This window comes from Sphingobium boeckii, assembly GCF_014199215.1.
Classification (GTDB): Bacteria; Pseudomonadota; Alphaproteobacteria; order Sphingomonadales; family Sphingomonadaceae; genus Sphingobium_A; species Sphingobium_A boeckii.
The window spans coordinates 336,393-352,584 of the sequence record NZ_JACIJC010000005.1 but is presented as its reverse complement, the minus strand read 5'-3'; the positions used below and the strand labels follow the sequence as shown (position 1 = coordinate 352,584).

Below are 16,192 nucleotides of genomic sequence, written 5' to 3'. Positions count from 1 at the left end.
TTTCACCGGCTCAGCCCTTATACGTCACCGTCTTCACCGCCTTGATCACCCGATCCACATCCACCAATGCGATCTTCTCCAGATTGGCGGCATAAGGCAGCGGCACGTCTTCATTGGTGACGCGCAGCACGGGGGCGTCCAGATCGTCAAAGCCTTGTTCCATCGCCACGGCGAGGATCTCGCTTGAGATCGAGCAGGTGGGCCAACCCTCCTCGACCACCACCATGCGGTTGGTCTTCTTCAGGCTTGCCAGCACGGTTGCGGTGTCCAGCGGGCGCAGCGTGCGCAGGTCGATCACTTCGGCGTCGACGCCCTCGGCAGCCAGTTTCTCGGCCGCGTCGAGCGCCAGGCCGACGCCGATCGAATAACTCACGATGGTCACGTCCTTGCCGGCGCGCATGATCCGCGCCTTGCCGATCGGCAGGACATAATCGTCCAGCTTGGGCACGTCGAAGGTGCGGCCATAAAGCAGTTCGTTTTCGAGGAAGACCACGGGATCGTTCGAGCGGATCGCGGCTTTCAGCAACCCCTTGGCATCCGCCGCGTCATAAGGCGCGATCACGATCAGGCCGGGGACGCTGGCGTACCAGGGGCCGTAATTCTGGCTGTGCTGCGCGCCCACGCGGCTGGCCGCGCCATTGGGGCCGCGGAACACGATCGGGCAACGCATCTGGCCGCCGGACATGTAATTGGTCTTGGCCGCCGAATTGATAATGTGGTCGATCGCCTGCATCGCGAAATTGAAGGTCATGAACTCGATGATCGGGCGCAGGCCCGCCATGGCCGCGCCGGTGCCGACGCCGGCAAAGCCATATTCGGTGATCGGCGTATCGATCACGCGCTGCGGACCGAATTCCTCGAGCAGTCCCTGGGTGACCTTATACGCGCCCTGATATTCGGCGACTTCCTCGCCCATCACGAACACGCGATCGTCCGCGCGCATTTCTTCGGCCATCGCATCGCGCAAAGCCTCGCGCAGCGTGGTCTTCACCATTTCGGTGCCTGCGGGAATATCGGGATCAGCCACGACCGCCTTGGCGTCGCTCGCGAGCTTCTCGGTGCCTGATGCGGCCTTCTTGGGCGCTTCTGCAGCGGCGGGCTCTTCGGTCTTGGGCGCAGGGGCAGGCTCCGGTGCCTTGGTGACGGGCGCTGCGGCCTCTTCATCCTCGCCCTGGATCAAAGCAATCACGGTGCCGACCTTCACGCCGTCAGTGCCTTCAGCGACCAGGATGCTGGCGATGGTGCCTTCGTCGACGGCCTCGAATTCCATCGTCGCCTTGTCGGTCTCGATCTCGGCCAGGATATCGCCGGATTTGACGGTATCGCCTTCCTTCACCAGCCATTTGGCGAGCGTGCCCTCTTCCATCGTCGGGGAGAGTGCGGGCATTTTCAGTTCGACAGCCATATCAGTAAGTATCCACCAGAACATCGGTATAAAGTTCGGCCAGGCCGGGCTCGGGCGAGCTTTCGGCGAAATCGGCCGCTTCGCTCACGATCTTGCGGATTTCCTTGTCCAGATCCTTCAAGTCCGCCTCGGTCACGCCCAGCGCTTCCAGATCGCGCTTGGCATGTTCGATCGGATCGGACTTGTCGCGCACCGCCTGGACCTCGTCGCGCGAACGGTATTTCGCGGGGTCGGACATGGAATGGCCGCGATAGCGATAGGTCTTGAGTTCAAGCAGGATCGGCCCCTTACCGGCACGAACCCATTCGACCGCAGTATTGGCCGCGCCGCGCACCGCGAGCACGTCCATGCCGTCCACCTGGAGGCCGGGAATGCGGAAGCTCTCGCCACGCTTGTAGAGCTGGTCTTCGGCCGAGGAGCGGTTGACGCTGGTGCCCATGGCATATTGGTTGTTTTCGATCACGAAGATGATCGGCAGCTTCCACAGCTCAGCCATGTTGAAGCTCTCGTAGACCTGGCCCTGGTTCGATGCGCCGTCACCGAAATAGGCCATCGCCACGCCGCCATCATTTGCATATTTGTGCTTGAACGCGAGGCCGGTGCCCAGCGACACCTGCGCACCGACGATGCCGTGCCCGCCGTAGAATTTATGCTCGACCGAAAACATGTGCATCGATCCGCCTTTGCCGCGGCTGATGCCCGCTTCGCGTCCGGTCAGTTCGGCCATGATCAATTTGGGGGCGATGCCGTATGCGAGCATGTGGCCATGATCGCGATAGCCGGTAATCACGCTGTCCTTGCCCACTTCGAGCGCGGACTGAAGCCCGACGGCCACCGCTTCCTGGCCGATATAGAGATGGCAGAAGCCGCCGATCAGGCCCAGACCGTAAAGCTGGCCCGCCTTTTCCTCGAAGCGCCGGATCAGCAGCATCTCGCGGTAAAAGGCCATGAGTTCGTCCTTGCTCGCCTCATAGCGCACCGGCTCTGCCGGACGTTCGCGATTTGAGGCGGGTGCCGGCGTGGGCTTTGCTGCGCCTTTTGCCGGCTTGGCGGTCGATGCTCTGGCCAATGAATTCATCCTGGATCGAGGAAAGTGACGCCCGGTCTATAGGCGCGGGACGATGGATTCCGCAACGGCAAGCATCGTTCAAGCCGTTGAAATTTTCTGTCCATAACGAAAAGTCAATCGAGCGGGATGATCACTTCATCCGGATGCGTCAAACCCAGTTCGCGGCGCACAAGCTCATCCGCCATATCCGGATTGACGCTTCTGCGGTCCAGAAGAGTCACGCGATTCTGGAGAATGGCCTTTTCCTTTTCCAGCTTCACCAGCGCAATGCGGCGCTGTTCGAGCTGACGGCTGTAATCGCCCCAGGCCATCACGCCATTGGTGCCGATCAGGGCATAACCGCCGAAAAAGGCGATCACCAGCATCATCAGTGCGGCCGGTGCAGCAGAGCGCAACAGGGCCAAAAAGGTGACGGCGCGTGACATGGCGATCCTTGAATCACAAGCGACTCGCCGAATCAAGGGGATTCAGCGGATTTCTTGCAGATTTGTGAGCAAGCACCTCTCCCGATCGAGGGAGAGGATGCTGCGCTTAGCGTGCGAAAATGCTGCGCCCGGCGTAACGCGCCACTGACCCCAATTGCTCTTCGATGCGGATAAGCTGGTTGTATTTCGCCAACCGGTCCGAGCGTGCGAGACTGCCTGTCTTGATCTGTCCGCAATTGGTGGCGACAGCCAGATCGGCGATCGTCGCGTCTTCGGTTTCCCCCGAGCGATGCGACATCACCGCGGTATAACCCGCGCGCTGCGCCATCGACACCGCTTCCAGCGTTTCGCTGAGCGTCCCGATCTGATTGACCTTCACCAACAGGGAGTTGGCCAGGCCATCCTTGATCCCCTGCGACAAGCGCTTGGGATTGGTGACGAACAGATCGTCGCCCACGAGCTGAACCTTGGCGCCGATCTTGTCGGTCAGGATCTTCCAGCCCTCGAAATCATCCTCGGCCATGCCATCCTCGATCGACTTGATCGGGTAGCGCGCGGCGAGATCGGCCAGATAATCGGCCATTTCGGCGGGCGAGAAGCTCTTGCCCTCTCCCACCATCTCATATTTGCCATTCTTGAAGAATTCGGTGGAAGCGCAATCGAGTGCCAGCACCACATCGTCGCCGGGCGTGTAACCCGCCTTCTCGATCGATTGCATGATGAAATCGAGCGCATCGGTGGTGGAGGCCAGATTGGGCGCGAAGCCGCCTTCGTCCCCCACGGAGGTCGCGAGACCCTTGTCGTGCAAACCCTTTTTCAGCGTGTGGAAAATCTCGGAGCCGATGCGCACGGCTTCGGCCAGGCTCTCCGCCCCCACGGGCATCACCATGAATTCCTGAAAATCAATGGGGTTATCGGCATGTTCGCCGCCATTGATGATGTTCATCATCGGCACGGGCAGCAGATGCGCGGAGACGCCGCCGACATAACGATAGAGCGGGAGACCGCGCGAATCCGCGGACGCCTTCGCCACCGCCAGGCTCACGCCGAGGATGGCGTTGGCACCAAGCCGCCCCTTGTTGGGCGTGCCATCCAATTCGATCATGGCGGCGTCGATCTCGCCTTGATCCTCGGCTTCGAGACCCAGAATATGTTCGGCGATTTCGCCATTCACAAGATCGACCGCCTGCGTGACACCCTTGCCGCCCCAGCGGCTCTTGTCCCCATCGCGCTTTTCCACGGCTTCATGCGCGCCGGTGGATGCGCCCGAGGGCACGGCGGCGCGGCCGAAGCTGCCGTCTTCCAGCGAAACATCCACCTCGACTGTCGGATTGCCGCGGCTGTCCAGGATCTGGCGTGCATGTACGTCTATGATCGCGGTCATGTATTCGCTTTCGATTGGCTGCAATGGGATCGCCCGCCTGTATCCAGCATCGGCGATCAAGGCAACGCCCACGAAAGTCGTTGCGGAACCGGAAGGCAACCGCGATTGTTGGTGCCGGTGAATCGAACGTCCCATTTAGGAGATCACATCATGGCCCAGCCCACCACGCCCAGCACCGCGGCCCCGAAAAAGCCGGGCCGGACACCCGCTGCCAAGGCCGCAACCCGCAAGCCTGCTGTAGCGAAAGCGGCGGCGAAGCCCGCTGGAAAGCCCGTCGCGATCAAGGCCGCGCCTCTGAAAGCCGGTGCGACGCGCGCCGCGCCCCGGGCAAAGCCGGTTCCCAGTGCGACGGCCAATCTGAAAGCCAAGGCGACCGAAGCCACCGCCACCGTGAAAAAAGAGGCGCTGGCGCTGCGCGATCAGGCGACGAGCCGCGCGCGCGACGTCGCAACGCAGGGCAAGGATCGCGCGGGTGTGGCGCTGGACAATGTCGCCAAGCTGATCGGCGACGCCGCCGGCACTGTGGATGACAAGGTTGGCGTGCAATATGGCGATTACACCCGCAAGGCTGCCGAGGCCGTGGCGACCTTTGCCGGGACGCTGAAGGGCAAGCAGGTGGATGATATCGTGAAGGATGCCGGGGATTTCGTGAAGAAAAGTCCGGCTGTCGCCATCGGGGCCGCGGCCGCGCTGGGCTTCGTGATCGCGCGTCTGGTCAAGGCGGGCAGCGATGAAGCGCCCAAGGCGAAGACGAAGCCGCGCGCTGCTGCGAAAAAATCCGCCACGCGCACCGCATCCGCCAAATCTTCTGTGGCCAAGCCCAAAGCCTGATCGGTGAACGACGCCGGGGCAGCAGGGCGTCCGGAGCCGGACGATGATGATGACGATACCATCGGCGACCTGTTCGGTCGCTTGGTGGACGATGCCGAGCATTTCGTCAGGACCGAGGTCAAGCTCTACCGTGCGGAGGCCTTTCATCGCCTCGAGTCGTTCAAATGGCTCATCGCGATGGGTGCCGTGGGCGCGTTGCTCAGCTTTTGCGCGGTGATATTGTTGCTGATGGCACTGGTGTTCGCGCTGGCACCTTACGCCGGGCCGGCTTGGGCGGCCGTGATCGTCGCCATGCTGTCGATCGCTTGCGCGGCATCATTGTTTATCGCCATATTCGCGAAATTTCATGACGATATGCGGCAGGAAGATCAGGCGGATGACGAAGCGGACATGCCGGCATGAAGGATACTGAACTCCGCCTGATCCGCGCGCGCCTCCATTCGCAACGGGCGCGGGCGCGGCTGACCAACACGATGGTCGAGATGCAGGCGCGGTTGCGCCCGGCGGCGCTGATCGAAGATGCGGTGGACGAATTACGCGAGCGCGCATCCGAAGGCGCGCGAGAGGCACTGGCATTCGTCAAGGCCCGTCCGGCGACTGCGGCCGGGATCGTGGCGGCGGCGTTGGTCTATCTGTTTCGCGACAGAGTGTTCGACACGCTGGTCGCGATATTTTCCCGCGCCCGCGAAACCGCGCGTGCGGACCAAGAGTTTGACGATGAAGGCGATACGGCCCCTGGGGCTGCCACAATGGAGAATGAGCGATGAGCACGATCACCGATAATGCGCGCAAAGCCGGCGAAATTGCTGGTGAGAAAATCGGCGCGGCGAGCGAGCAGGTCCGCGAAAAGGCCACCGCAGCGCGAGACGCCGCCAGCGCAGCGCTCGATACCGCCAAGGACGGCGTGCACGATGCGCTCGAAACCACCAAGGCCAAGGCCGGAGAAGTGCTGGAAACGACCAAGGCGAAATATGAGGCGTCTCGCGTCAAGGCGGAGGCCGCTTACGCCGCATCGCGCGCCAAAGCGAACAAGGCCTATGGCTCCGCGAAGAAGAGCGCGGTGAAGGCCAAGGCGCGCACCGGGCAGGAACTGGACAACAACCCCCTCGCCTTCATTGCGGGCGGCATCGCCATCGGTGCGCTCATCGGCGCGCTGCTGCCGCGCACCGATCAGGAAGGCAAATTGCTCGGCCCGACGGGCAAGAAGATCAACACCACAGCGCGCAAGGCGGCGACCGCGGCCAAGGCGGAAGGCAGCAGAAAGCTGGAATCCATGGGCATCAGCAAGGACGCGGCCAAGGCGCAGGTCAATCAACTGCTGAACACCGTGACCAAGGCGGCAACCGAAGCCAGCAGCGCGGCGGGAAAAGCTGCGGCAAAGGCCGCCAAGAAGCGCTGATTCCACAGCGTCAACATTGACCACCGAGGCGAGGATGTTAGGGGAGGCGCGATTTCCACTGTAATCGGGTCACCCAAATCATGAGCAAATTGCACCTCGTTTTCGGCGGGCGCGTGTCCGATCCCCAGACGCTGGATTTCGACGATCTGACGTCGATCGACATTGTCGGCATGTATCCGGATTTCAAAAGCGCCGAAAAGGCGTGGCGTTCGGCCGCGCAGCGCACGGTGGACGATGCCGAGATGAAATATGTGGTGGTCCATCTGCACCGGCTGGTGGAACCCGATATGGTCGCCGCCGCGCCCAAGGACTGAGGCTCAGGCTTTCCGGAAACGGAACCTGAGTAGCGGCCTGGCCAGCAGTATCCCCGCCAGGAATCCGCCGATGTGCGACACGATGTCGATCTGCGTGCCGAAGCCGCGCGTGGCCAGACCCGTGAGCAACTGAATCCCGATCCACGCGAGTGCAAGCCAGATCACCTGCACCGCCTTGGCGGGGATCGGCCCGATCGCCTTGGCGCGCGAGACGCTGAACAAAACAGCATAAGCGCCGATGATCGCGGAGACCGAGGTGCTGGCACCGATCCCGACCACGGGCGATTCCGGCGTGACCAATATGCGCGCGAGTGCGGCGGCGTAGGCGCCCGCCACATAGAGCGCGCCCATGCCCCACATGCCCAGCGCGCGCTCCACGAAGCGGCCGCAGACGAGCAATGTCAGCAGATTGAACAGCAGGTGCATCAGCCCACCATGCACCAGCGTGGCGGTGAGCGGAGACAAAGCCGCGCGGAGCGGCGCAAGCCGCCACGCGCCCGAGGTGATCTCCGCGGGGATGAAGCCGAACATCATATCGGCCTGCTGTTGCCAGCCCATGCCGAACACGATCGCCCAGGCCGCAAAGGTGACCCAGATGATGAAGTCTGTCAGGCGTCCGCGCGGCAAATCCATGCCGGTCAGATGAACTCGATCTTGGACACCAGATAATAGCGTTCGCCGGCGGGCACGGTGACCTCGATTTCCTCATCCACCTTGCGGCCGATCAGCGCACGACCCAGCGGCGAGTTATAGGAGATGCGGCCCGCGTTCGCATTGGCTTCGGTCTGGCCGACGATCTGATATTTCACAGGCTTTTCATTCTCGTCCTGCAACGTCACGGTCGCGCCGAAGATGATCTTGTCGCCCGACAGCGTCTTGGGATCGATGATCTGCGCGCGGGAGAGCTTGTCCTCGATATCCGAGATCGTGGCCTCATTCTGGCCCTGCTGCTCCTTGGCGGCATGATATTCGGCATTTTCCGAGAGATCGCCATGCGCACGCGCTTCCTCGATCGCATCCACGATCAGCGGGCGCTCGGTTTTCAGCCGGCGCAGTTCCTCCGACAGCCAATCATAACCCTCCTGCAGCATCGGCATCTTTTCGACCGTCGCCATACCCCAAGTCCTTCGTCCAAAAAATTCCCCCGGACCGCCCGTTCTAATGGAGCAGTCCGTCGCGCGTCATATTTTCGGGATCAGCCGTGCGAAGATGAATAATATGACTGGAGAGACCTGACTTCAAGGTTTTGATTGCGCATTGCAGCAATTGCTTGCGCCGCAGCGACGCTCGCGGTGGCCGTCGTGTAATACGGAACCTTCTTGTTCAGGCCGGATGCGCGGATCGACGCCGAGTCCTTGTGGCTCTGCCAGCCTTCGGTGGTGTTGAAGATCAACGCCACTTCGCCGTCGATAATTCGGTCCACGATATGCGGACGCCCTTGCGCCACCTTATTGACGCGCTCGACCTTGATGCCCGATGCTTCCAGAAATTTCGCCGTGCCGTCGGTGGCGATGATCGAAAAGCCCAGATCGGCCAGCAGCGTCACGCCTGGCAGGATCACGGCTTTGTCGCTCTCCTTCACGCTGACGAACACCGTGCCGGCCTGTGGCAGTTCATCGCCGGCCCCGAGCTGCGCCTTGGCAAACGCGATGGCGAAATCATTGTCGATCCCCATCACTTCGCCGGTGGACTTCATTTCGGGTGACAGCACCGGATCGACGCCGGGGAAGCGCGCGAACGGGAAAACGGCTTCCTTCACCGCGATATGCGCGATGTTGCGGTCGATCCTGGGCAGATCCTTCAATTTCTCGCCCGCCATCACGCGCGCCGCGATCTTGGCGATGGGAATGCCGATCGCCTTGGCCACGAAGGGCACGGTGCGGCTGGCGCGGGGATTGACCTCGATCAGATAGACCGCGCCGTCCTTGACTGCGAACTGGATGTTCATCAGGCCGCGGACTTCGAGCGCATGGGCCAGAAGCTCGGTCTGGCGCTCGATCTCGACAATGATCTCCGCAGGCAGGCTGTAAGGCGGGATCGTGCAGGCGCTGTCGCCCGAATGCACCCCGGCCTCCTCGATATGCTGAAGCACGCCGGCCACGACGACATCCTCGCCATCGCAGATCGCATCCACATCCACTTCGATCGCATCGCGCAGATAGCGGTCGATCAGCACGGGCGAGTCGCCCGAAACCTGCACCGCGGTCTGGATATAATCCTCAAGCTGCGCGAGGCCGTCGACGATCTCCATCGCGCGGCCACCGAGCACGTAGGACGGGCGGATCAGCACGGGATAGCCGATGCGTTCGGCCACCGCGATCGCCTCTTCGCGGCTGCGCGCAATGCCGTTGGCGGGCTGGAGCAGTCTCAATTTGTTGATGAGCGCGGCGAAGCGCTCGCGATCCTCCGCGAGGTCGATGGCGTCTGGCGACGTGCCGAGGATCGGGATGCCGGCGTCTTCCAGCGCCTGTGCCAGCTTCAGCGGGGTTTGCCCGCCAAACTGGACGATCACGCCATGCAGCGTCCCATTGGACATTTCGACATGCAGGATCTCCAGCACGTCCTCCGCCGTCAGCGGCTCGAAATAGAGCCGATCGGACGTGTCATAATCGGTGCTCACCGTTTCGGGATTGCAGTTGATCATGATCGTCTCATAGCCCGCCTCTTCCAGCGCGAAGCACGCATGGCAGCAGCAATAATCAAACTCGATCCCCTGCCCGATCCGGTTCGGACCGCCGCCCAGGATGACCACCTTCTTCCGGTCGCTCGGCGCGCTCTCGCACTCCGGCTCGCCAAAGAGCGGTGCCTCATAGGTGGAATACATATAGGGCGTCTTCGCCTCGAACTCGGCAGCGCAGGTGTCGATCCGCTTGAATACGGGCCGCACACCGAGCTTGTGGCGCAGCGCGCGCACGTCCTGCTCGGTCACGCCCCCGGTCATCGCGACCACCGCTTCGCGGATCAGCCCCGAACCCCGCGCCACGGCGCGCTCCATGCTGGAGCCGCCCCGCAGATTGGCCGATTGCAGCGCCAGCCAGGCCAGGCGCTTGTCCGAAAAGCCCATGGCTTTCAGGCGACGCATCCCCTGCGCATCGCGCGGCAGGCCGCCGTCCAGCACTTCCTTTTCTGCCGCGACGATCTCCGCCAGTCGATCAAGGAACCAGGGATCATATTTGGCGATCTGGTGGATTTCATCGACGCTCAGCCCCTCACGCAAGGCTTGCGCCGCCACCAGCAGCCGATCCGGCGTGGGGCGCGACAATTCGGCGATGATATCGTCCTTGGGCGCGCCCACCAGATGATCGACGATATTGAACCCCGACAGTCCGGTTTCCAGACCACGCAGTGCCTTCTGCATCGATTCATGGATGTTGCGGCCGATCGCCATCACCTCGCCCACCGATTTCATCGCGGTGGAGAGCAATGGCTCCGATCCCTTGAACTTTTCGAAGGCGAAGCGCGGAATCTTGGTGACGACATAATCGATCGTCGGCTCGAAGCTCGCAGGCGTCGCGCCGGTGATGTCATTGTCGATCTCGTCGAGCGTATAGCCCACCGCCAGTTTGGCGGCGACCTTGGCAATCGGAAAGCCGGTCGCCTTGGAAGCCAGTGCGGACGAACGCGATACGCGCGGGTTCATCTCGATCACGACCAGACGGCCATCGGCGGGATTGACCGCGAACTGCACGTTGGAGCCGCCGGTTTCCACGCCGATTTCCCGGAGCACCGCGATCGATGCGTTGCGCATGATCTGATATTCCTTGTCGGTCAGCGTCAGCGCGGGCGCGACGGTGATCGAATCGCCGGTATGCACGCCCATCGGATCGATATTCTCGATCGAGCAGATGATGATGCAATTGTCCTTAGTGTCGCGGACCACCTCCATCTCATATTCTTTCCAGCCCAGCACCGATTCCTCGATCAGCACTTCGCTGGTGGGGCTGGCATCCAGCCCACCCGCCACGATCTTGCGGAACTCATCCTTGTTGTAGGCAATGCCGCCGCCGGTGCCGCCCATGGTGAAGCTGGGGCGGATGATCGTGGGCAGGCCGACAAAATCCAGGCCCGCCATCGCCTCTTCCAGCGTATGCGCGATCGCCGAGCGCGGGCTTTCCAGCCCGATCCGGTCCATCGCCTGACGGAATTTCAGCCGGTCCTCCGCCATGTCGATCGCCACGGCATCCGCACCGATCATCTGGCAGCCATATTTTGCCAGCGTGCCATCGTTGAACAAAGCGAGCGCGGTGTTCAGCGCGGTCTGCCCGCCCATGGTGGGCAGCACGGCATCAGGCCGCTCCTTCTCGATGATCTTCGCCACGATCGCGGGCGTGATCGGCTCGACATAGGTGGCGTCGGCCATGTCTGGATCGGTCATGATCGTCGCGGGATTGGAATTGACCAGGATGATCCGGTAACCCTCCTCCTTCAGCGCCTTGCACGCCTGCGTTCCCGAATAATCGAACTCGCAAGCCTGGCCGATAACGATCGGGCCAGCGCCGATGATGAGGATGGAGGAGATGTCAGTGCGTTTGGGCATTACAGAATAACCGATTTTCGCTATGGCATGAAAAGGATGAATTGTCGGCGGGATGTCGCACAGAACCCCTCGCCCCATTCAGGGGGAGAGGGACGGCGGAACGGAGTGACGCCAGGGAGAGGGGGGAGTCTGTGCCTTGAAGCGCAACATCGAAACCCGCGCACGCGCCAAAGCTCTGCGTAGAGCCATGACTCCGCCCGAAATCAAATTGTGGAACATCCTGCGTGCCGGTCGGCTCGGCACCAAGTTCGTCAAACAGATGGTAATGGCACCCTACATCGCAGACTTTGCCGCGCGCGAGCACAGGTTGGTGATCGAACTTGACGGCGACAGCCATGCCGGTCGTGAAAGCTATGACGCGGCCAGAACCGCATTCATCGAAAGCCAAGGATTTCGCGTGATCCACTTTACCAACAGCGAAATCTTGAACAATGCCGAGGGCGTCACGACGGCGATTTTGATCGCCTTGGGCAAAGGCGAGGCTTGAGTGGCCCCAGCCCCCCCCCTCTCCCTTCGCCGCTGCGCAGCTCTTCCCTCTCCCCCTAAAGGGGGTGAGGGATAGGGAACCACTGCCTATCACTTCAAGCCACCCACGAACTTCTCGAACAGATAATGGCTATCCTGCGGCCCTGGACTCGCCTCGGGGTGATATTGCACGGAAAACGCCTTCTTGTCGGTCAGTTCGAAGCCCGCGTTCGAGCCGTCGAACAAGCTCACATGCGTCGGCTTGGCGTTGGCGGGGAGCGTCACCGCATCGACCGCGAAGCCGTGGTTCATGCTGGTGATCTCCACCGCATTATCCTCAAGCCGTTTGACCGGATGGTTCGCGCCGCGATGCCCCTGGTGCATCTTCAGCGTTTTCGCGCCGACCGCGAGGGCGAGCAATTGATGGCCGAGGCAAATGCCGAACACGGGTAATCCCTTGTCCAGCACGTCACGGATCACCGGCACGGCATATTCCCCCGTCGCCGCGGGATCGCCGGGGCCATTGGAGAGGAACACGCCATCGGGCCTGTGCGCCATCACATCTTCGGTGGTGGCGGTGGCGGGCACCACGGTTACGCGCGCGCCCGCAGCGACCAGATTGCGCAGGATATTGTGCTTCAGGCCATAATCGATCGCGACGACATGGGGGCGAACCCCACGTCCCTCGACTGCGCTCGGGACAAACGGCGTATTCTCAGAATCCTCCCCCACTCCGTTCGTGTCGAGCGCAGTCGAGACACCTTCATACCCCTGCCCCAGCGCCCAAAGCCCCTGATCCCATTTGTAGCTCTGCAGCGTGGAGACCTCTTTCGCCAGATCCATGCCTTCAAGGCCCGGCCACGCCTTGGCCTGCGCCAGCAGTGCATCCAAATCGAACGCGCCATTGGCATCATGCGCGATCACGCCATTGGGGGCGCCCGCGATGCGGATGCGACGGGTGAGCGCACGGGTGTCGATGCCCGAAATGCCGATGCGGCCATTGGTCTTCATCCACTGGTCGAGATGGCTGGTGGAGCGGAAGCTGCTCGGATCGGTCACGTCCTCGCGCACGATCATGCCCAGGGCGTGCGGGTTCAGCGCCTCCACATCCTCGATATTGGTGCCGACATTGCCGATATGGGGAAAGGTGAAGGTGATGATCTGCCCGGCATAGGAAGAATCGGTCATCACCTCCTGATAGCCGGTCATCGCGGTGTTGAAGCAGATTTCGCCGACCGCGGCGCCCTCCGCGCCAAAGCCCCGGCCCCACAGGATCGCGCCATCCGCCAGCACCAATACCGCCGTCGCTCCGAGTGGCGCAGACGTGTGATTGGCTTCGGCCATGATGAGGTCGCTCCGGTAGGTTTTTTGCAGCAATGTCGCTAAGATTGAGCCGCCTAGTGATCGCCCGCCGCAGCGTCAATCTATTAAAGTCCGGGCGCGCTGGCTATGGCCATGGTTTGCATCATTCAAACCGAAAGCGTCCCCATGATTCGCGACGATATCAAAGCTGCGCAGATCGCCGCCATGAAAGCGCACGATCCCGCCACAACCGGCACGATCCGCCTGATCCAGTCCGCGATCAAGAATCGCGACATCGAGGCGCGGACCGGCAAGGCACCCGCCGATGACGATGTTCTGGTGGTCGAAGTGCTGCAGAAAATGGTCAAGCAGCGCCGCGAATCGATCGAGATGTATGAAAAGGGCAATCGCGCCGAACTCGCCGCGGCCGAAGCCGCCGAAGTCGTTGTGATCGAGACCTTCCTGCCGCAGCAGATGAGCGAAGCCGAGACGGCCGCCGCGATCCAGGCGATCAAGGCCGAGATCGGTGCCGAATCAGTGAAGGACATGGGCAAGGTGATGGCCGTTCTGAAGGAACGCCATGCGAGCCAGCTCGACATGAGCAAGGCGAGCGGGCTGGTGAAGGCGGCTTTGTCTTGAATTGAGCCCCACGTCCCTCGACTTCGCTCGGGACAGACGGTGTGGTGGAGGCTATACTTCCTTTAGGCCGTTTGTCCCGAGCGCAGTCGAGGGACGTGGGGGACACGCGTGAAGCATGGCATTCTGGGTCTATATTCTGAAATGCTCGGACGGCCGTTATTACACTGGCCAAACGGATGATCTCGAACGGCGCATGGCTGAACATCAAACTGGCGGATATTGCGATTTCACATCAAGGCGACGGCCGATTGCACTTGTGTGGACCGAATATTTCCAGACGCGCATCGAAGCGCTTGAAGCGGAAATGCGGATCAAACCCTGGTCGCGCGCGAAAAAAGAGGCGTTGATTCGGGGTGACTGGGGCGCTGTGTCCTTTTACGCCAAGCCACCCAAAGAACGTCCCTCGACTGCGCTCGGGACAAACGGTGTGGGGGAGGAGGTCGTGCCCATTCTCCCGCCTATCCCGAGCGAAGGCTCTCCTGATCGACGCCGAAGGGTCGAGGGACGTGAGTCACTCCAGGTATGACCCTTACCCCGCAATTCCTCGACGAACTGCGCGCTCGCACCACGCTGTCCACCCTCATCGGCAAGACGGTGAAGGTCCAGCGCGCGGGGCGCGAATTCAAAGCCTGCTGCCCCTTCCATCAGGAAAAGACGCCCAGCTTCACGATCAACGACGAAAAGGGCTTCTACCACTGCTTCGGGTGCGGGGCGCATGGCGATGCCATCCGCTGGATGACCGATCAGCGCGGGTTGCCCTTCATCGATGCGGTGAAGGAACTCGCGCAGAATGCGGGGATGGACGTCCCGGCCCCCGATCCCAAGGCAGCAGAGCGCGCAGAGCGGGCGTCGGGCCTGCATGAGGTGATGGAAGCAGCCGCGCATTGGTTTGAGGAGCAATTAGGTGGTCTCGACGGTAGCCAAGCTAGAGAATATCTTAAAAAGCGGGGGATTTCTGATGCAACCCGTCGCGCTTTCGGTTTTGGATTTTCTCCGGATTCGAAAAGCAAACTCAAGATCGCTTTGCGTGATTTTGGAAATGCCGCACTGATTGAAGCCGGTCTGCTGATCCAGCCCGAGGAAGAGGGCCGTGAGCCCTATGGCCGGTTTCGCGGCCGCCTGATGATCCCCATACGCGATCAGCGCGGGCGGGTAATCGCATTCGGCGGGCGCATATTGGGCGCTGGCGAACCGAAATATCTCAATTCCCCCGATACCCCGCTGTTCGACAAAGGCCGCACGCTCTACAATCTGGATCGGGCCTCGCCCGCCGCCCGCAAGGCCGATCGGGTGCTGGTCGTCGAGGGCTATATGGACGTGATCGCGCTGGCTCAGGCGGGGATCGAGGAATGCGTCGCGCCGCTGGGCACCGCGCTCACCGAGATGCAGATCGAGCGGTTGTGGCGGATGAGCGACTTGCCGATCCTATGCTTCGATGGCGACAATGCGGGGCAGAAAGCGGGTATTCGCGCCGCCGAGCGCGCGCTGCCCCATCTCGAACCCGGACGCTCACTGCGTTTCATCACCTTGCCGCAAGGGCAGGATCCCGACGATCTGGTGAAATCCGGGGGCAAAGCGGCGATGGAGGCGTTGCTCGCCGCCCCCGAAGGACTTGCGGACCGGCTATGGCGGCACGAACAGGCGGCCGAGCCGCTGGACACGCCGGAAGCGCGCGCCGGGCTCAGGCGGCGGCTGAACGAGCACGCCAAGGCGGTGAAAGACCCTGATGTCCGCGATCAATATTATAACGAATTCCGCAACCGGTTTGACGACGCCTATAATCAGCGCCGGGATTTCGCGCCGCGTGCCGGCCAATTTCCCCAGAAAAGCGGGGGCTTCAAGAAAGATCGCAACGGCAAATGGATGCCCCCCGATCGGCCGGTCTCCGGATCGGCGCGCGCGATCCAGTCCGAGGGGATCGGCCCGGTGCTGGGTAAGGAAATCCTCGCCGGCTTCCTGCGTTATCCCGCGGCGCTGGCACAATGCTCCGATACGCTCTCGGTATTGGCGATCGGCGACCCGGCGCTGGATGGGTTGCGCGGATTCCTGGTCGATATCGCTTTTCGATCGCAGCCGCTTGAACGCGATGCGCTTGGCCCCATATTGGCGGAAGCAGGATATGGCGCGCTGGCGTCTGTATTGCTCAAGGCCAATCGGATGAGATTTTCATTTTCGCGCGATTCGGATGAAACCGGAACGGCGCTCAGGGATTTGAAAATGGCTGTAGAAGCGATTGCGAGTCGGCTTGAGCTTGACGCAGCCATATCCGAGGCTACCGAGCAATTGAGTATAATGTCGGACGATGGCTGCTTCGACGAACAAGTCAGGCTGGTAGCCGCCCGAAATGAAGCAAATATGCGGCTCGCAGCGCTGACAGGTGGCGATGACGACGCCGTAGCGTGATATTGAACAAGGCGAATAC

The 16,192-nt window shown here is 61.8% G+C and carries 17 protein-coding genes; 9 read left to right on the top strand and 8 right to left on the bottom strand.

Annotation, left to right across the window (positions count from 1 at the left end; all coding sequences use genetic code 11):
- Positions 1–10: 10 nt before the first annotated feature.
- The 4 genes from FHS49_RS16245 to eno all read right to left on the bottom strand — a co-directional run bounded on the left by FHS49_RS16245 (position 11) and on the right by eno (position 4,283).
- Positions 11–1,405 (bottom strand): pyruvate dehydrogenase complex E1 component subunit beta, encoded by a 1,395-nt coding sequence (locus FHS49_RS16245; protein ID WP_184020560.1) that lies wholly within the window; start codon positions 1,403–1,405, stop codon positions 11–13.
- A 1-nt stretch (position 1,406) separates the two neighbouring features.
- Positions 1,407–2,354: a pyruvate dehydrogenase (acetyl-transferring) E1 component subunit alpha gene (gene pdhA / locus FHS49_RS16240; protein ID WP_425502709.1), complete on the bottom strand. Its 948-nt coding sequence runs from the start codon at positions 2,352–2,354 to the stop codon at positions 1,407–1,409.
- 233 nt (positions 2,355–2,587) lie between these two features.
- Positions 2,588–2,899 (bottom strand): FtsB family cell division protein, encoded by a 312-nt coding sequence (locus tag FHS49_RS16235; protein ID WP_184020556.1) that lies wholly within the window; start codon positions 2,897–2,899, stop codon positions 2,588–2,590.
- 106 nt (positions 2,900–3,005) lie between these two features.
- Complete coding sequence (eno, locus tag FHS49_RS16230; protein WP_184020554.1) at positions 3,006–4,283, bottom strand: phosphopyruvate hydratase; 1,278 nt, start codon at positions 4,281–4,283, stop codon at positions 3,006–3,008.
- 150 nt (positions 4,284–4,433) lie between these two features.
- Between eno and FHS49_RS16225 the strand changes: the two genes are divergently transcribed.
- The 5 genes from FHS49_RS16225 (at position 4,434) to FHS49_RS16205 (ending at position 6,827) form a co-directional block, all read left to right on the top strand.
- Positions 4,434–5,114, top strand: coding sequence for a hypothetical protein (locus FHS49_RS16225; RefSeq protein ID WP_184020552.1), 681 nt, complete (start codon positions 4,434–4,436; stop codon positions 5,112–5,114).
- Positions 5,115–5,117: 3 nt separating this feature from the next.
- Positions 5,118–5,516 (top strand): phage holin family protein, encoded by a 399-nt coding sequence (locus tag FHS49_RS16220; protein WP_184020550.1) that lies wholly within the window; start codon positions 5,118–5,120, stop codon positions 5,514–5,516.
- Entirely contained in the window at positions 5,513–5,881 is a 369-nt protein-coding gene (locus FHS49_RS16215) for a DUF3618 domain-containing protein (protein ID WP_184020548.1), read from the top strand. The genes FHS49_RS16220 and FHS49_RS16215 overlap by 4 nt, the downstream gene beginning before the upstream one ends.
- Positions 5,878–6,513 carry a hypothetical protein gene (locus FHS49_RS16210; RefSeq protein ID WP_184020546.1) on the top strand — a complete coding sequence of 212 codons (636 nt, stop codon included), beginning with the start codon at positions 5,878–5,880 and terminating at the stop codon, positions 6,511–6,513. Before FHS49_RS16215 ends, FHS49_RS16210 begins: the two co-directional genes overlap by 4 nt.
- Positions 6,514–6,593: 80 nt before the next feature.
- The gene (locus FHS49_RS16205) at positions 6,594–6,827 is read left to right on the top strand and encodes a DUF4170 domain-containing protein (RefSeq protein ID WP_184020544.1); all 234 of its coding nucleotides are present in this window, start codon (positions 6,594–6,596) and stop codon (positions 6,825–6,827) included.
- 3 nt (positions 6,828–6,830) lie between these two features.
- Here FHS49_RS16205 and FHS49_RS16200 read toward each other — a convergent pair whose 3' ends face one another.
- The 3 genes from FHS49_RS16200 to carB all read right to left on the bottom strand — a co-directional run bounded on the left by FHS49_RS16200 (position 6,831) and on the right by carB (position 11,364).
- On the bottom strand, positions 6,831–7,460 hold the full coding sequence (locus tag FHS49_RS16200) for a rhomboid family intramembrane serine protease (protein ID WP_184020542.1): 630 nt from the start codon (positions 7,458–7,460) through the stop codon (positions 6,831–6,833).
- 5 nt (positions 7,461–7,465) lie between these two features.
- Positions 7,466–7,942, bottom strand: a complete 477-nt coding sequence (greA, locus tag FHS49_RS16195; RefSeq protein ID WP_184020540.1) for a transcription elongation factor GreA — start codon at positions 7,940–7,942, stop codon at positions 7,466–7,468.
- A gap of 80 nt (positions 7,943–8,022) precedes the next feature.
- Positions 8,023–11,364 (bottom strand): carbamoyl-phosphate synthase large subunit, encoded by a 3,342-nt coding sequence (gene carB, locus FHS49_RS16190; RefSeq protein WP_184020538.1) that lies wholly within the window; start codon positions 11,362–11,364, stop codon positions 8,023–8,025.
- A gap of 136 nt (positions 11,365–11,500) precedes the next feature.
- Here carB and FHS49_RS16185 point away from each other — a divergent pair, with 136 nt between their 5' ends.
- The gene (locus tag FHS49_RS16185; RefSeq protein WP_246350856.1) at positions 11,501–11,851 is read left to right on the top strand and encodes an endonuclease domain-containing protein; all 351 of its coding nucleotides are present in this window, start codon (positions 11,501–11,503) and stop codon (positions 11,849–11,851) included.
- Between the two features lie 89 nt (positions 11,852–11,940).
- On the opposite strand, the gene carA is transcribed toward FHS49_RS16185, so the two are convergent.
- On the bottom strand, positions 11,941–13,173 hold the full coding sequence (carA, locus tag FHS49_RS16180; RefSeq protein WP_184020531.1) for a glutamine-hydrolyzing carbamoyl-phosphate synthase small subunit: 1,233 nt from the start codon (positions 13,171–13,173) through the stop codon (positions 11,941–11,943).
- A 144-nt stretch (positions 13,174–13,317) separates the two neighbouring features.
- Here carA and FHS49_RS16175 point away from each other — a divergent pair, with 144 nt between their 5' ends.
- From FHS49_RS16175 to dnaG, 3 genes are all read left to right on the top strand, one after another.
- Positions 13,318–13,770: a GatB/YqeY domain-containing protein gene (locus FHS49_RS16175; RefSeq protein ID WP_184020523.1), complete on the top strand. Its 453-nt coding sequence runs from the start codon at positions 13,318–13,320 to the stop codon at positions 13,768–13,770.
- A gap of 115 nt (positions 13,771–13,885) precedes the next feature.
- On the top strand, positions 13,886–14,296 hold the full coding sequence (locus FHS49_RS16170; RefSeq protein ID WP_184020521.1) for a GIY-YIG nuclease family protein: 411 nt from the start codon (positions 13,886–13,888) through the stop codon (positions 14,294–14,296).
- A complete protein-coding gene (gene dnaG, locus FHS49_RS16165; protein ID WP_184020520.1) occupies positions 14,293–16,173 on the top strand; it encodes a DNA primase in 1,881 nt (626 codons plus the stop codon). The genes FHS49_RS16170 and dnaG overlap by 4 nt, the downstream gene beginning before the upstream one ends.
- Positions 16,174–16,192: the final 19 nt, after the last annotated feature.

What these genes read in the sequence shown, in the direction of transcription:
- FHS49_RS16245 (WP_184020560.1), bottom strand. Translation starts at nt 1,405, where the DNA reads ATGGCTGTCGAACTGAAAATGCCCGCACTCTCCCCGACGATGGAAGAG.
- pdhA (WP_425502709.1), bottom strand. Translation starts at nt 2,354, where the DNA reads ATGGCCTTTTACCGCGAGATGCTGCTGATCCGGCGCTTCGAGGAAAAG.
- FHS49_RS16235 (WP_184020556.1), bottom strand. Translation starts at nt 2,899, where the DNA reads ATGTCACGCGCCGTCACCTTTTTGGCCCTGTTGCGCTCTGCTGCACCG.
- eno (WP_184020554.1), bottom strand. Translation starts at nt 4,283, where the DNA reads ATGACCGCGATCATAGACGTACATGCACGCCAGATCCTGGACAGCCGC.
- FHS49_RS16225 (WP_184020552.1), top strand. Translation starts at nt 4,434, where the DNA reads ATGGCCCAGCCCACCACGCCCAGCACCGCGGCCCCGAAAAAGCCGGGC.
- FHS49_RS16215 (WP_184020548.1), top strand. Translation starts at nt 5,513, where the DNA reads ATGAAGGATACTGAACTCCGCCTGATCCGCGCGCGCCTCCATTCGCAA.
- FHS49_RS16210 (WP_184020546.1), top strand. Translation starts at nt 5,878, where the DNA reads ATGAGCACGATCACCGATAATGCGCGCAAAGCCGGCGAAATTGCTGGT.
- FHS49_RS16205 (WP_184020544.1), top strand. Translation starts at nt 6,594, where the DNA reads ATGAGCAAATTGCACCTCGTTTTCGGCGGGCGCGTGTCCGATCCCCAG.
- FHS49_RS16200 (WP_184020542.1), bottom strand. Translation starts at nt 7,460, where the DNA reads ATGGATTTGCCGCGCGGACGCCTGACAGACTTCATCATCTGGGTCACC.
- greA (WP_184020540.1), bottom strand. Translation starts at nt 7,942, where the DNA reads ATGGCGACGGTCGAAAAGATGCCGATGCTGCAGGAGGGTTATGATTGG.
- carB (WP_184020538.1), bottom strand. Translation starts at nt 11,364, where the DNA reads ATGCCCAAACGCACTGACATCTCCTCCATCCTCATCATCGGCGCTGGC.
- carA (WP_184020531.1), bottom strand. Translation starts at nt 13,173, where the DNA reads ATGGCCGAAGCCAATCACACGTCTGCGCCACTCGGAGCGACGGCGGTA.
- FHS49_RS16175 (WP_184020523.1), top strand. Translation starts at nt 13,318, where the DNA reads ATGATTCGCGACGATATCAAAGCTGCGCAGATCGCCGCCATGAAAGCG.
- FHS49_RS16170 (WP_184020521.1), top strand. Translation starts at nt 13,886, where the DNA reads ATGGCATTCTGGGTCTATATTCTGAAATGCTCGGACGGCCGTTATTAC.
- dnaG (WP_184020520.1), top strand. Translation starts at nt 14,293, where the DNA reads ATGACCCTTACCCCGCAATTCCTCGACGAACTGCGCGCTCGCACCACG.